General features: G+C 76.3%; 1 protein-coding gene. It reads left to right on the top strand.

Annotated elements, in window-relative coordinates; all coding sequences use genetic code 11:
* Nucleotides 1-251 precede the first annotated feature (251 nt).
* Nucleotides 252-16,907: an SDR family NAD(P)-dependent oxidoreductase gene (locus ACFZB3_RS29545; RefSeq protein WP_391380482.1), complete on the top strand. Its 16,656-nt coding sequence runs from the start codon at nt 252-254 to the stop codon at nt 16,905-16,907.
* Nucleotides 16,908-16,912 lie beyond the last annotated feature (5 nt).

Below are 16,912 nucleotides of genomic sequence, written 5' to 3'. Positions count from 1 at the left end.
TGTGGCTCAAAAATTCTGGCGTGAATCGTGTCCATGCTGTGCGCTAGCATCAAATGGTCGTTGCCTGCTGCATGCGTAACTCTGACCGCTGGGCTTTGGTCTCTGCTCTTATGGAGGCCGTGAGGTCGGGCGGCATTGGGTTGGATTGACCGGCGGTGCCTCGTGCGATCGCGTTGGATACCTGTACCTGTGAACCTGCTGAACAGCACGGAAACAATGCGGAAAAGGTCCGGCACGTTGAGGAGTACGCGTTGACTACGACGGACCTGCAGCAGGCTGCAATCGCGGTCGTCGGCTATTCGTGCCGGCTGCCCGGCGCGCCCGACCCGGAGGCCTTCTGGCGGCTGCTGCTCGACGCACGGCACGCCATCACCGAGGCGCCGGCCGACCGCTGGACCCGCGCCCGGATCGACGCCGCGGGAACGCCGAACGCCGCCGGCGCGCGCTGGGGCGGGTTCATCGAGCATCCCGACGCGTTCGACGCGGCCTTCTTCGGCGTCTCGCCCCGCGAGGCCGCCGCGATGGACCCGCAGCAGCGGCTCGTCCTGGAACTGGGCTGGGAGGCCGTCGAACGCGCGGACCTGCTGCCCGCCGCGCTCGCGGGCACCCGCACCGGCGTGTTCGTCGGCGCGGGATGGGACGACTACGCCACGCTGCGGCGGCAGGCCGCCGACGAGATCACCCACCACACACTGGCCGGCACCCAGCGCGCCCTGATCGCCAACCGGCTCTCGCACGCCCTCGGTCTCCGCGGCCCGAGCCAGCTCGTCGACACCGGACAGTCCTCGTCCCTGGTCGCGGTGCACCTGGCCTGCCAGAGCCTGCGCAGCGGCGAGTCCGTCACCGCGCTGGCCGGCGGCGTCAACCTGAACCTGGCCCTCGACACCGCACTGGTCGCCGCCGGCGTCGGCGCCCTCTCCCCGACCGGGCGCTGCCACACCTTCGACGCCCGGGCCGACGGCTATGTGCGCGGAGAGGGCGGCGCCCTGGTCCTGCTGAAGCTGCTCGACCGGGCCGTCGCCGACGGCGACACCGTCCACGGCGTGCTCCTCGGCAGCGCCGTCAACCACGACGGCGACGGCAGCGCGCTGACCGTGCCCGACGCCGACGCGCAGCGCGAGGTGGTGGAACTGGCCCAGCGGGCCGCCGGGGTGTCGCCCGCCGACGTCGACTACGTCGAGCTGCACGGCACGGGCACCAGGGTCGGCGACCCCGTCGAGGCGGCCGCGCTGGGCGCCTCGATCGGCTCCGCGCGGCCGGCCGGCTCACCTCTGGTCGTCGGCTCGGCCAAGACCAACGTCGGCCACCTGGAGAGCGCCGCCGGTGTCGTCGGCCTGCTCAAGACCGTCCTGGCGGTCCGCCACGGCGAGATCCCGGCCAGCCTCAACTTCGACACACCGCCGCCCGGCATCCCCCTCGACGAACTGAACCTCAAGGTGGCCACCGAACGCGGCCCCTGGCGCGGGAACCGCCGGATCGCAGGCGTCAGCTCCTTCGGCCTGGGCGGTGCCAACTGCCATGTGGTGGTGGCCGGTCACGAACCGGACGGGTCCGCGGCGCCGGCCGCTCCCGATCGGCCCGCAGCACCCGGCGCCACCCCCCTGGTGGTGTCCGGGCGTACGCCGGCCGCACTGCGCGCACAGGCGGCGCGGCTGGCCGACTGGATCGACGGCCACCCCGATACGGACCCCGTCGACCTGGGCGGTTCCCTGCTGTCGTCCCGTACCCTCTTCGACCACCGTGCGGTGTGCGTGGGCGGTACCGGGCTGCGCACGCTGGCGGCGGGCGGAGCCGCGGAGGACGTGGTCACCGGACACGCCGCGGCACCCGTGGGCAAGACGGTGTTCGTCTTCCCCGGGCAGGGCTCGCAGTGGGTCGGGATGGCACGTGAACTCCTCGACGATTCACCGGTGTTCGCCGCCCGCATGGCCGAGTGCGAACAGGCCCTGGCACCGTTCACGGACTGGCGCCTGGCCGACGTGCTCGGCGACGCGGACGCGCTGTCGCGCACGGAGGTCGTCCAGCCCGTCCTGTGGGCCGTCATGGTGTCCCTCGCCGCGACGTGGCGGTCCTGGGGCGTCGTGCCCGACGCGGTGCTCGGCCACTCCCAGGGCGAGGTCGCGGCCGCCGTGGTGGCGGGCGCCCTGTCGCTTGAGGACGGCGCGCGGGTGGTGGCCCTGCGCGGCAGGGCCCTGCGCGCCCTGGCCGGACGCGGTGGCATGACATCGTTGGCGCTGTCCGCCGCGGAGGCCCGCGCGCTCATCGGGCCGGAACTCTCGATCGCCACGGTCAACGGCCCCGCGTCGGTGGTCGCGGCCGGCGACCCCGAGGCACTCGCGGAACTGGAGGCCCGCGCCGAGGCGCGAGGCATCCGTGCCCGCCGGCTCCCCGTGGCGTACGCCTCCCACTCCGCGCAGGTGGCGGAGATCGAGGAGCAACTGCTGGACGCCCTGCGGGACGTCACCCCCCGCGCGGGCAGCGTCCCCTTCTTCTCCACCGTGGACGTGGACTGGGCGGACGGCACGGAACTCGACGCCGGGTACTGGTACCGCAACCTGCGCCGCACCGTCGAGTTCGAGGCGGCCGTACGGGCCCTGGCGGACACGGGACACGGCGTGTTCGTCGAGGTCAGCGCCCATCCGGTGCTGACCGCGGCGGTGGCGGAGACCGCCGGTGACGTGATCACGGGCGGGACGCTGCGCAGGGACGACGGGGGAGGGGAGCGGCTGAAGCGCTCGGCGGCCGAACTCTTCGTCCAGGGCGTCGACGTCGACTGGTCCCCGGTGCTCGGCGGGGCCACCCGGGTCACCCTGCCCACCTACCCGTTCCAGCGGCAGTCCTACTGGTTCGACCGGGCCGCCGGGTCCGCTCCCGCCGTGACGGAGGTCGCCGACACCGGACTGCCCGCACTGACCGACCTGGTCAGATCGCACGCCGCCGCCGTCCTGGGACACGCGAGCGCCGACGAGGTCGATACCGGGCTGGCCTTCAAGGCTCTCGGTGTCGACTCCCACTCCTCGCTCGAACTGCGCGGCCGGCTGGCCGCCGCCACCGGCCTGCGGCTGCCCGCCGCCCTGGTCTACAACCACCCCACCGTCGAAGAGGTCGCGTCCTTCCTGCACCGCGCTCTGCACGGCACGGACCGCGCCGCGGCGGTCGGCGCGCCGGCGGACGGGGCGATGACGGACGGGGCCGTGGACGGGGCGATGGCGGACGGCACCGTGGACGGCCCGGTGGCGGACGGTCCGGTGGACGAGCCCGTCGCGATCGTCGCCATGAGCTGCCGGCTGCCCGGCGGGGTGGGCTCCCCCGAGGACCTGTGGCGGCTCGTGGAGTCCGGCACCGACGCCATCGGGCCCCTGCCCGAGGACCGGGGCTGGGACCTGGACGCCCTGCTCGGCGGCGAGGGCGAGAGCGACGGCGGGGGCGGCGGCGGGGGCACCTCCCACACCGGCTTCGGCGGATTCCTCGACGGGGCGGGCGAGTTCGACGCGGGCTTCTTCGGCATCTCGCCGCGCGAGGCGCTGGCGATGGACCCGCAGCAGCGGCTGCTCCTGGAGACCAGCTGGGAGGCGTTCGAGCGGGCCGGCATCGTCCCGGCCACGCTGCGGGGCAGCGCCACCGGGGTCTTCGTCGGCGCCATGAACCAGGACTACCTGCCCCGGCTGCACGAGATACCCGCCGAGGCCGAGGGGTACGGCCTGGTCGGCGGCGCGGGCAGCGTCGCCTCGGGCCGTATCTCCTACACCTTCGGCCTGCACGGCCCGGCCGTGACCGTCGACACCGCCTGCTCGTCGTCGCTGGTGGCCATGCACATGGCGGCACGCGCGCTGCGCTCCGGCGAGTGCGCCCTGGCCCTGGCCGCCGGAGCCACGGTGATGTCGGGCCCCGGCATGCTGATGGAGTTCAGCCGGCAGAACGGCCTTGCCCGTGACGGCCGCTGCCGGTCCTTCAGCGATGACGCCGCCGGCACCGGCTGGGCCGAGGGCGTCGCCGTACTGCTGCTGGAGCGGCTCTCGGACGCCCGGCGCAACGGCCACCCGGTGCTCGCGCTGGTCCGCGGCAGCGCCGTCAACCAGGACGGCGCCTCGAACGGGCTGACCGCGCCGCACGGACCCTCGCAGGAGGGCGTCATCCGCGACGCCCTGGCCGACGCGCGGCTGACCGCGGCCGAGGTGGACGCCGTCGAGGCGCACGGCACCGGAACCGTCCTGGGCGACCCGATCGAGGCCGAGGCGCTGCTGGCCGCGTACGGCCAGGACCGCGAACAGCCCCTGTGGCTGGGCTCGCTGAAGTCGAACATCGGACACACCCAGGCCGCCGCGGGCATCGCCGGAGTCATCAAGACGGTGCAGGCGATGCGGCACGCGACGCTGCCCGCGACGTTGCACGTCAGTACACCGTCGTCCCGCGTGGACTGGTCCGCGGGCGCGGTGCGGCTCCTCACGGAGCAGTCGGCGTGGCCGGACGCGGGCCGTCCGCGCCGGGCCGGCGTCTCGTCCTTCGGCGTCAGCGGCACCAACGCCCACGTCATCCTCGAAGAGGCCCCGCCTGCCGTACCCGCGACGGCGGGACACGCGCCGGACGCCGTGTGCGAGCGTGCGGAACACGCCGCGGAGGGTGCCCCCGCGGCGGCGGAGCACATGGCGGACGCCGTGTCCGAGTGTGCGGAACACGCCGCGGGGGGTGTCCCTGCGACGGCGGAGCACATGCCGGGCGCCGTGTCCGAGCCTGCGGCGGAACACGCTGCGGACGCCGTCCCCGAGTCGGTGAGGCACGCCGCGGATGCCGTCCCCGAGTCGGCGAGGCACGCCGCGGATGCCGTCTCCCGGCCTGCGGAACACGTACCCGACGCCGTCCCCGCGACGGCCGGGCACGCCCCGGGAACCGGACCGGCCTCCCCGCCCTGGATCCTGACCGGCCGGGACGCCCACGCCCTGCACCGGCAGGCCGAGCGGCTCGCCGCGTACCTGGCCGTCGCGCCGCGACCGCGCCCCCTGGACGTCGGCTACACGCTGGCGGCCGAGCGGACCGCGTTCGACGAGCGGGCGGTGCTGCTCGGCGGGCCGGCCGGGCTGCGTCCGCTCGCCGAGGCGGCGCCCGGCGACGGACTGCCGCTGCCCGGAGTGGTCCGCGGCACCGCGCTGCCCGGCGCCAGGACGGTCTTCGTCTTCCCCGGACAGGGCTCGCAGTGGGCGGGCATGGCCCTGGAACTCGCCCGGTCCGCACCCGCCTTCGCCGACCGGCTGCGATCCTGCGAGGACGCCCTCGCGCCGCACGTCGACTGGTCGCTGTCCCAGGTCCTGGCCGAGCCCGGAGCCCCCGGACTGCAGCGCGTGGACGTCGTACAGCCCGCCCTGTTCGCCGTCATGGTCTCCCTGGCCGCCCTCTGGCGCTCCCACGGCGTGCGGCCCGACCTGGTCGTCGGCCACTCGCAGGGCGAGATCGCCGCGGCCGTGGTGGCCGGCGCGCTGACCCTGGAGGACGGCGCGCGCGTCGTCGCGCTGCGCAGCAAGGCGCTGCGCGCCCTTGCCGGACGCGGCGGCATGGTCTCCGTCGCCGAGCCGGAGGAGGCGGCCGTGCGCCGCCTCGCCCGCTGGGGCGACCGGCTGTCCGTCGCCGCCGTCAACGGACCCGGAGCGGTCGTCGTCTCCGGCGACCCCGAGGCACTGGACGAACTCCTCGCCGCGTGCGAGGAGGAGGGCTGCCGCGCCCGCCGCGTCCCGGTCGACTACGCCTCCCACTCGGCGCACGTCGAGGAGATCCGCGAGGCGGTCGTCGGGGCGCTGGACGGCATCGAACCCCGCCGCGCCACGGTGCCGTTCCTCTCCACGGTCACCGGCGAGATGCTCGACGGCACGGAACTCGACGCCGGCTACTGGTACCGCAACCTGCGCGGCACGGTCCGCTTCGGCCCGGCCGTCGCGGACGTGCTCGCCCAGGGCTCCGCGCTCTTCATCGAGGTCAGCCCGCACCCGGTGCTCACGCAGGGCGTCTCCGCGGCCCTCGACCAGGCCCCCGACCGCCCGGCGGCGGCGCTCGGCACACTGCGCCGGGACGACGGCGGCCCCGGACGGTTCCTCACCTCCCTGGCCGAGGCGTACGTGCACGGGGCACCGGTGGACTGGGCGGCGCTGTACGCGGGCAGCGGTGCCCGGCGCACGGAGCTGCCGACCTATCCCTTCGAGCGCCGGCGGTACTGGCTGGACACCTCGCGGGCCGCCGCGCCCGCCCGCTCCGGACCGGACACCTGGCGCTACCGCGTCACCTGGACCCCACGACCCGACGCCGACCGGGCACCGGCTCCGGACGCCCTGTCCGGGCGCTGGCTGGCGGTGCTGCCCGAACACCTCGCCGAGGACCCGTACACCGCCGCGGTGGCGGCCGTCCCCGCCGGGTATGGCGCTGACGTCCACACCGTGGCCGTGCCGGCCGACGGCGACCGGGCGGCCCTCGCCGGGCGGCTGCGCACCGCGGCCGCGGCGGGCCCCGTCGCGGGCGTGCTCTCGCTGCTCGCCCTGGACGAACGGCCGTGCCCCGGGCACCCGGCGGCACCCGGCGGCCTGGTGTCCACCGCGGCGCTCGTCCAGGCACTCGGCGACACCGGACTGACCGCACCGCTGTGGCTGGCCACCCGGGGCGCCGTCGCCGTGGACGCCGCCGACCGGCTCACCGCCGCCGCCCAGTCCCCGGTCTGGGGGCTCGGCCGGGTTGTCGGCCTGGAGCACGCCGACCGCTGGGGCGGTCTCGTCGACCTCCCGGCCACCCTGGACGCGGACACCCGCGGCCGGCTGGCCGCCGTCCTCGCGGGCCTGCCCGCGGACGGCGCGGCGGACCCGGACCGCGGTACCGAGGATCAACTGGCCGTGCGGGCCACGGGTGTGTCCGTGCGCCGCCTGACCCGGGCCAGGCGGGGTACCCGCTCCGGAGCCCCTCGCACCTGGGAGCCCCGCGGCACCACGCTCGTCACCGGGGGTACCGGCGCCCTGGGCGCGCACGTCGCCCGCCGGCTCGCCCGCCGCGGCGCCGACCACCTGCTCCTCGTCGGCCGCGGCGGGCCCGGGTCGCCCGGCGCCGACGCACTCCGCCGGGAACTGGCGGAACTCGGCTCCCGCGTCACCGTCGCCGCCTGCGACGTGGCCGACCGCGACGCCCTCGCGGCGCTGCTCGCGACCATCCCGCAGGAGCACCCGCTCACCGCCGTCGTGCACACCGCGGCCGTCCTGGACGACGACACGGTGGCCGCGCTGCGCCCGGAGCAGATCGACCGGGTACTGCGCCCGAAACTGGCCGGCGCGCGGCACCTGCACGAGCTGACCCGGACGCTGGACCTCGACGCCTTCGTGCTGTTCTCCTCCGTGGCGGCCACCTTCGGCATACCCGGCCAGGGCAACTACGCCCCCGGCAACGCCTTCCTCGACGCTCTCGCCGAGGAGCGCCGCGCCGAAGGGCTCGTCGCGACCTCCGTCGCCTTCGGCCCCTGGGCGGGCGCGGGCATGGCGGGCCGCGACGGTGTCGGCGACCTGCTGGCCCGGCACGGCCTGCCCGGCATGGACCCCGAGGACGCCCTGACCGCGATGGAGCGGGCCGTCGCGGACGACGAGACCTGCCTGACCGTGGCGGACGTCGACTGGGACCGGTTCTTCCTGGCGTTCACCGCCTCCCGCGTCCGGCCGCTGCTGCACGACCTGCCCGAGGTACGGCGCATCCGCGCGGCGGCGGCCACCGCGGCCGGGGAACCCGGCGCGACGGGCACCGGACTCGCCGGGCGGCTGGCCGGCGTCGGCGAGGAGGAGCGCGGCCGCATCCTGCTCGACCTGGTGCGCGGCCACGTCGCCGCCGTGCTCGGCCACTCCGGCGCCGGATCGGTACCGGCGGAGCGCACGTTCAGGGAACTCGGCCTCGACTCGCTGACCGGCGTGGAGATCCGGAACCGGCTGAGCGCCGCGACCGGACTGCGGCTGCCGGCCACCGTGGTCTACGACCACCCGACCCCGGCCGCCCTGGTCCGCCACCTGCGCGCCGAACTGACCGGCTCCGCGACCGCCGCACCCGGGCCGGACCGCGCGCCCGCGCCGGACCGTGCGGTCGTGCCGGTCGCGGCCGACGACGACCCGATCGCCGTCGTCTCGATGAGCTGCCGCTTCCCCGGCGGTGTACGCACCCCCGAGGACCTCTGGCGCCTCGTCGACGAAGGCACCGACGCGGTCGGGGCCTTCCCCGCCGACCGCGGCTGGGACCTGGACGGGCTGTACCACCCCGACCCGGCGCACCCGGGCACCAGTTACGTGCGCGAGGGCGCCTTCCTCGACGACGCCGCCGACTTCGACGCCGATTTCTTCGGCATCTCGCCGCGCGAGGCGCTCGCCATGGACCCGCAGCAGCGCGTGCTCCTCGAGACGTCCTGGGAGCTGCTGGAGCGCGCCGGACTCGACCCCACCACGCTGCGCGGCAGCCGTACGGCGGTCTTCGCGGGCACCAACGGACAGGACTACCCGGCGCTGCTCGCCACCGCGCCCGCGGACCACGCCGACAGCGAGGGCTACGGCAGCACCGGCGCCGCGGCCAGCGTCGTCTCCGGCCGCGTCTCCTACGCCCTCGGCCTGGAGGGGCCCGCCGTCACGGTCGACACCGCCTGCTCCTCCGCACTGGTGGCCCTGCACCTGGCCTGCCAGTCGCTGCGGCGCGGCGAGGCCGACCTGGCCCTGGCCGGCGGTGTGACCGTGATGTCCACACCGGGTCTGTTCCTCTCGTTCAGCCGGCAGCGCGGCATCGCCCCCGACGGGCGCGCCAAGGCGTACGCCGCCTCCGCCGACGGCACCGCCTGGGGCGAGGGCGCCGGACTCCTGCTGCTGGAGCGGCTTTCGGACGCCCGGCGCAACGGGCACCAGGTGCTCGCCCTGGTGCGGGGCAGCGCGGTCAACCAGGACGGCGCAAGCAACGGCCTGGCCGCCCCGAACGGTCCGTCGCAGCAGCGGGTCATCACGGCGGCCCTGGCCGACGCCGGTCTGCGGGCCGACGAGGTGGACGCGGTCGAGGGCCACGGCACCGGCACCCGGCTGGGCGACCCCATCGAGGCCCAGGCGCTGATCGCCACGTACGGGCAGGACCGCGACGCCGACCGGCCGCTGTGGCTGGGCTCGGTGAAGTCGAACATCGGGCACACCCAGGCCGCGGCCGGCGTCGCCGGCGTCATCAAGATGATCATGGCGATGCGGCACGGTGTCCTCCCCGAGTCCCTGCACCTGGACGCACCCTCCGACGTCGTGGACTGGACCGCGGGAGCCGTACGGCCGCTGGCCGAGGCGCGGCCCTGGCAGCCGCGGCCCGGAGCGCCCCGCCGGTTCGGGGTGTCCGCGTTCGGCATCAGCGGCACCAACGCGCACGCCGTCCTGGAGGAGTTCGGACAACAGGACGCTGAACTCGCAGCCGAGCGAACCGCAGTTGAACGACTCGCGGCCGAGCGACCTGCGGCCGAGCAACCCGCAGCCGAACCCACCGCGGAACGGCCCGGCGACCGCCCGGCCCCCGGTGCCCGGCTGTTCCCGCTCGCCGCCAAGGGCCGGTCCGCCCTGCGCGCCCAGGCCGCGAACCTGTCGGCGCTCCTCGGCGGCGGGTCCGTGGACGGCGACGGGCTGACGGACGTGGCGTACTCGCTGGCCACCACCCGCGCCGCGCTGCCCGACCGGGCCGTCGTGCTCGCCGAGGACCGCGACGCCCTGGTGCGCGCGCTCGACGCGTTCGCCGACGGCAGGCCCTCGGCCGGGGTCTTCGAGGGCACGGCCCGCGACGACGCCGCCCGGCCGGTGGCCTTCCTGTTCACCGGGCAGGGCAGCCAGCGCCGCGGCATGGGCGCCGAACTCCGCGCCCGCGTCCCCGCGTTCGCCGCCGGCTACGACGAGGTCTGCGCGGAGCTGGACCGGCACCTGGACCGGCCGCTGCGCCAGGTCGTGGACGAGGACGCCGAGGCACTGGAACGCACCGAGTACGCCCAGCCCGCGCTGTTCGCCGTCGAGGTCGCCCTCTTCCGGACGCTGCGGGAGTGGGGAGTGCACCCGCAGTGGCTCGCCGGCCACTCCGTCGGCGAACTGGCCGCCGCGCACGCCGCCGGCGTCCTCACCCTGGCCGACGCCGCCGTCCTCGTGACCGCGCGCGGGCGGCTGATGCAGGCCCAGCGCGCCGACGGCGCGATGCTCGCCGTCCAGGCCTCCGCCGACGAGGCGGCCGGCCCGCTCGCCGGGTACGGGGACCGGGTCGCCGTCGCCGCCGTCAACGCCCCCGGGTCCGTGGTGCTCTCCGGTGACGCCGACGCGATCGCCGGCCTCGCACGGCACTGGCGCGACCGCGGCCGCAGGACCAAGCTGCTGCGCACCTCCCACGCCTTCCACTCCGCACACCTGGACGGCATGCTCGCCGACTACGAGCGGATCGCGGCCGGCCTCTCCTACGCGGCGCCGCGCATCCCCGTCGTCTCCACCGTCACGGGCGCCGAACTCACCCCCGAGGAGGCGTGCTCGCCGGCCTACTGGGCGCGCCAGGCCCGGGCCACCGTCCGGTTCGCCGACGCCGTACGCACTCTGCGGGCCACCGGCGCCACCACGTTCGTGGAACTCGGCCCCGACGGCGTGCTCTCGGGCATGGTGCCCGACTGCCTGCCCGAGGAGAGCCCGCTGGTGGTGTCCCTGCTGCGTGACGGCCGGCCCGAGGAGCAGACCTTGCTGGCCGCCGTGGCCCGCCTGCACACCGTGGGAGCCGGACCGGACTGGGAGGCGCTGTTCGCCCCCACCGGAGCCGTCCGCCGCGCGGTGCCCACCTACCCGTTCCAGCGCAGGCGGTTCTGGCCGAACGTACCGGCCACGTCCGGCGCCGCCGGGCAGACCGCCGACCGGTGGCGCTACCGGATCGGCTGGACCGAGGCGGCGCAGCCCGCCGGGACGGGCGCGCCCGACCGCACCTGGCTCGCCCTGGTGCCCGGCACCGCCCTGGTGCCAGGCACCGAGGACGGTGGCAGCCCGGCGCTTGCCGCCTGCCTCGCCTGGCTCCGGGAACTCGGCACGACCGTCGTCCCGGTCGCCGCCGGAACCGAACGGGGCGCGCTCGCGCGACTCCTGCGGGACGCGGCCGGACCGGACCCGGTCCCGGGCGTCCTGTCGCTGCTCGCACTCGACGAGCGGCCCCATCCCGACCACCCTGCGGTACCCGTCGGCCTGGCCGGCACCCTGACCGCCGCCCAGGCACTGACCGACGCGGCGCTCGGCGCCCCGCTGTGGCTGGTGACGCAGAGCGCGGTCACCGTGGACCCGGACCGGGACGTCGCACGGCCCGAGCAGGCGCAGGTCTGGGGCCTCGGCCAGGTCCTCGGACTCGAACAGCCCGAGCTGTGGGGCGGTCTGGTCGACCTGCCCGCCGACATCGACGACACCGCCCTCGCCCTGCTGGCCGCCGCGGTCACCGGCGGCGGCGACGAGGACCAGCTCGCCGTCCGGGCCGGCGGTGTCCGGGCCCGCCGCCTGGAGCACGCGCCGGCGGCCGGTCCGCTCTGGCAGCCGCGCGGCACGGTCCTCGTCACCGGCGGCACCGGCGCGCTCGGCCGCCATGTCGCGCTCCGCCTGGCCCGGGACGGCGCCGAGCACCTGGTGCTCACCGGCCGCCGCGGCCCGGCCGCGCCCGGCGCCGACGCGCTCCGCGACGAACTGACCGCCCTCGGCGCGCGCGTCACCGTCGAGGCCTGCGACATGACGGACCGCGAGGCGGTCGCCGCCCTGCTGGCGGTACACCCGCCGACCGCCGTCGTGCACGCCGCGGGCGCACTCGGCCTCGGGGCCGTCGCCGAGGACAGCGTGGCCGCACTCGCCGAGGTCGGCGCGGCCAAGGTGCTGGGCGCCCGGCACCTCGACGAACTGCTCGGCGACACCCCGCTGGACGCGTTCGTGCTCTTCTCCTCCGTCGCCGGCGTCTGGGGCAGCGGGGGACAGGGCGGCTACGCCGCGGCCAACGCCCATCTGGACGCGCTGGCCGCCCGCCGCAGGGCCCGCGGGCTCACCGCCGTCTCGGTCGCCTGGGGTCCCTGGGCAGGCGGCGGCATGGCCGACGACGAGGCACTGGACCGGCTGAACCGCCGCGGCCTCACCGCGCTGGCGCCCGCCGCGGCCGCCGCCGCCCTGCGGGCCCTGCCGGCCGGGCCGGACGCCACGGTCGCCGTCGCCGACGTCCGCTGGGAGGACTTCGCCCCCGCCTACACCGCGGCGCGCTCGCGCCCCCTCGTCCAGGACCTGCCCGAGGTCCGGACGGTCCTGGCGGCCCGCCCGGAGAACCCGGCACCCGCGGCGTCCACGTTCGCCGCACACCTCGCCGGACTGCCCGCGGCCGGCCGCGAGGAGGCGGTGCGCGACCTGGTCCGCGACCACGTCGCGGCCGTCCTGGGCCACGACTCCGCCGAGGGGGTCGCCGTCGACCGGGTCTTCCGCGACCTCGGCTTCGACTCCCTGACCGCCGTCGAACTGCGCAACCGGCTGGTCGAGGCCACCGGGATACGGCTGCCCGTCACCGAGGTGTTCGACCACCCCACCGTCGGGGACCTGGCGCACCGGCTGTACGCCGAACTCGACGGCACCGCCTCCGGAACGGAGCACCGCACGGCCACGGCGGCCACCGCGCGGCCGGACGCCGGTGAACCGCTCGCGATCGTCTCGATGGCCTGCCGGTTCCCCGGCGGTGTGACCTCGCCGGAGGACCTGTGGCGGCTGGTCGCCGACGGGACGGACGCCATCGGCGGCCTCCCGGCGGACCGCGGCTGGGACCTGGAGCGGCTCTACCACCCCGACCCCGACCACGAGGGCACCTTCTACGCCCGCGGCGGCGGCTTCCTCCGGGACGCCGGGGCCTTCGACGCGGCGTTCTTCGGCATCGCCCCGCGCGAGGCACTTGCCATGGACCCGCAGCAGCGGCTGCTCCTGGAGACCTCCTGGGAGGCGCTGGAACGGGCGGGCATCGATCCGGCGTCGCTGCGCGGCACCCAGGGCGGTGTCTTCGTCGGCGCGGCCACGATGGGCTACGGCAGCGGGTCCGCCGACGGCGTCGAGGGACACCTGCTCAGCGGCACCGTCACCAGCGTGGCGTCCGGCCGCATCGCCTACACGCTGGGCACCGAGGGCCCCGCGGTCACCGTGGAGACGGCCTGCTCGTCCTCCCTGGTGGCGCTGCACCTGGCCGGCCAGTCGCTGCGCTCCGGCGAGTGCGCGTACGCCCTGGTCGGCGGCGCCGCCGTGATGGCGTCCCCCGACGTCTTCGTCGAGTTCAGCCGACAGCGCGGGCTGTCCGCCGACGGCCGGTGCCGGTCGTTCGCCGAGGAGGCCGACGGCACCGGCTGGTCCGAGGGGGTCGGCGTGCTCGTCGTCGAGCGGCTGTCCGACGCCCGCCGCAACGGCCACCCGGTGCTCGCCGTGATCCGCGGCTCCGCCGTCAACCAGGACGGTTCGTCCAACGGACTGACCGCACCCAACGGCCTCGCCCAGCAGCGGGTCATCCGCCAGGCGCTGGCCAACGCCGGGCTGGCGGCCTCCGACATCGATGTCGTGGAGGCGCACGGCACCGGCACGACGCTCGGCGACCCGATCGAGGCACAGGCGCTCCTCGCCGCCTACGGCCAGGACCGCGCGGAGCCCCTGTGGCTCGGGTCGCTGAAGTCGAACATCGGCCACACCCAGGCCGCCGCCGGCGTCGCCGCGATCATCAAGACGGTGATGGCGATGCGCCACGGCACCCTGCCCAGGACGCTCCACGCCGAACAGCCCAGCACCAGGATCGACTGGACGGCCGGGAACGTCCGGCTGCTCACCGAGGCCCGCCCCTGGACGGGACCGCGCCGCGCGGGCGTGTCGGCGTTCGGCATGAGCGGCACCAACGCCCACGTCGTACTGGAGTACCCGGAGCCGGAGCCGGAGCCGGAGCCGGAGCCGCAGCCGCAGCCGGACGGGGCGACGCCCGCGCCCGGCACCCCGGACCGCACCGCGCCCCTGCTGCTGTCCGCCCGGACCGCCGCGGCCCTGCGCGACCAGGCCGCGAGCCTGCACCGGCTGCTGCGCGACACCGACGTCAGCGCCGCCGACGTGGCCCGCACGCTGGCCGGCAGGACCCGCTTCGAGCGGCGCCTGGCGGTCCTAGGCACCGACCGGGACGCCCTGCTGTCCGCGCTCGCCGCGCCCGGCACCGCACCGAACGCCGTGACGGGCGAGGCCGGCCCCGGCCGCACGGTGTTCGTCTTCCCCGGCCAGGGCACCCAGTGGACCGGCATGGCACTCGAACTGGCCGACGCGGAACCGGAGTTCGCGGCCCGCCTGGACGCGTGCGCGGAGGCCCTGGCGCCGTACGTGGACTGGTCCCTGCGCGAGGTCCTCGCGGACGAGGCCGCCCTGAGCCGCGTCGACGTCGTCCAGCCCGCCCTCTTCGCCGTCATGGTCTCGCTCGCCGAACTGTGGCGCTCCTACGGGGTGCGGCCGGACGCCGTGGTGGGCCACTCGCAGGGTGAGATCGCCGCGGCCGTGGTGGCCGGCGTGCTCAGCCTGGACGACGGCGCGAGGACGGTAGCGCTGCGCAGCCGGGCCATCCGCCGGTCCCTGGCCGGTAAGGGCGGCATGGTCTCCGTGGCGGCGGACGAGCCCACCGTCCGCGCACTCCTGGACGGCCACGCCGGACGCATCGGGATCGCCGCCCTCAACGGCCCCGCCGCGACCGTCGTCTCCGGCGACCCCGAGGCGCTCGACATCCTCGTCGCCGACTGCGAGGCCCGCGGCGTCCGCGCCAGGCGCGTCCCCGTCGACTACGCCTCGCACTCCGCCCACGTGACGGAGGTACGGGACGAACTCCTCGCCGAACTCGCCGGAGTCCGGCCCGCCCCGGGCGACGTACCTCTGCTGTCCACCGTCACCGCGGACTTCGTCGACGGCACCGCGATGGACGCCGGGTACTGGTACCGGAACCTGCGCGAACCGGTCGCCCTCCACGCGGCCACCGAACGCCTGCTGCGCACCGGCCACACCCTGTTCGTCGAGGTCGGCCCGCACCCCGTGCTGGTCGCCGGCATCGAGGGCACCGCCGCGGACGCCGGACTCCCGGTCACCACCGTCGGCACCCTCCAGCGCGGCCAGGGCGGCCGGGACCGCATGCACGCCGCCCTCGCCGAGGCGTGGACCGCCGGCGCCGACGTCGACCGGACCGCCCTGACCGGCACCGGCCGCCACGCCGAACTGCCGACCTACCCCTTCCAGCACGAGCACTACTGGCTGCCCACACCCGGCAGATCCGCGGCCGGCGCCCCGCCACCGGCGCCCGACCTGCTGTACCGGACCGAGTGGCACGCCCTCCCGGACCAGGACACGCCCGTACCGCTGGACGGCTGGGCGGTCGTCGCGCCCGACGGCGGCCACCCGCTCGCCGCCGCCCTGCCCGGCTCCGTCACCACCGACGCCGACCTCAAGGGCGTCACCGGCCCCCTCGCCGGTGTGCTCTCCCTGCTGCCGCCCGCCGACACCCCGGCTCTGGTGCGCACCCTGGACGCCGCCGGCATCCAGGCCCCCCTGTGGTGCGTCACCACCGACGCCGAACGGGACCCGGAGCAGGCCGCGCTGTGGGGACTCGGCCAGGTCGTCGGCCTGGAGCAGCCGCAGCGCTGGGGCGGCCTCGTCGACCTGCCCGCCGACCCCGACGACACGGTGGTGGGGCGGCTGCGCGCCGCCCTGGCCGGCACCGAGAACCAGGTCCGGGTACGCGCCGACGGCACCTACGCCCGGCGCCTGGTGCGCACCGCGCAGGCCGCGCAGCCCGCCGAACGCTGGGCACCCGGCCGCGTCCTCGTCCGTGGCGCCGCCGAGCCCCTGGCGAGCGGGCTCGCCGGCTGGCTGGAACGGCACGGCGCCGAGGGCGTCCGGATCAGCACCGACCCCGCCGCCCCGCCGCAGGCCGACGAGCGCACCGTGATCCAGATCGCGCCCGCCGAACCGCCGGCCGGCCCGGTCACCGAGGCCGCGCTGTCCGTGTTGTCCGTCCCGGCCGAACCGGACGGCGCCCTCGACACCTTCGTCCTGCTCCACCCGCTCAGCGGCGTCTGGGGCGCGGCCCGCCAGGGAGCCGCCACCGCCCGGTACGCGGGCCTGGCCGCGCTCACCGCACGGCTGCGGGACCGCGGGGTCCGCGCCGTCACGGTCGCCGTCGGCGGCTGGGAGCCACAGGCACCCGCCGAGAGGCCGGTGCCCGCCGACTCGGTGATGGCGGCGGTCCGGCGCGCCGTCGAACGCGACGAGCCGGCGCTGATCGTCGCCGACGTCGACTGGGACCTGGTCGTCTCGGCGGCCTCCACCCCGCGCCAGCTCAACCTGCTCTCCGAACTCCCGGAGGCCGCACCGGCGGAGCACGGCGACGACCTCGCGGCACGGCTGGCCGGACTCCCCGAAGCCGACCGGCGCCGGACCCTGCTCGACCTGGTCACCCAGCAGGTCGGCGCCGCCCTAGGGCACGACACACCCGGTGCCGTCCGGCCCGACTCGTCCTTCGCCGACCTGGGCTTCGACTCCCTGCTCGCCGTCCAGTTCCGCAACCGGCTCTCCGCGGCCACCGGACTGGCCATCTCCCCGACGGTCGTGTTCGACCACCCGACACCGGCCGTCCTCGCCGACCACCTGCACGGCGAACTCCTCGCCGAGCCCGACCCCGTCGCCCCGATGCTGGCCGAACTCGACCGTCTGGAGCGGGCCCTGGGCCGGCTGCCGGTCGTGGACGAGATCAGCACCCGACTCCACACCCTGCTGCGCCGCTGGGACGAACGCAGCGCACCGGCCGACGCCGGTGAACTCAGTTCGGCGAGCGCCGACGAATTGTTCGACCTTCTCGACAACAACTTCGGCACCGCCTGAGGAGA

The sequence above is a fragment of the Streptomyces sp. NPDC008092 genome (assembly GCF_042957285.1).
Lineage (GTDB): Bacteria > Actinomycetota > Actinomycetes > Streptomycetales > Streptomycetaceae > Streptomyces.
This window is presented reverse-complemented; position numbering and strand designations above follow the sequence as displayed.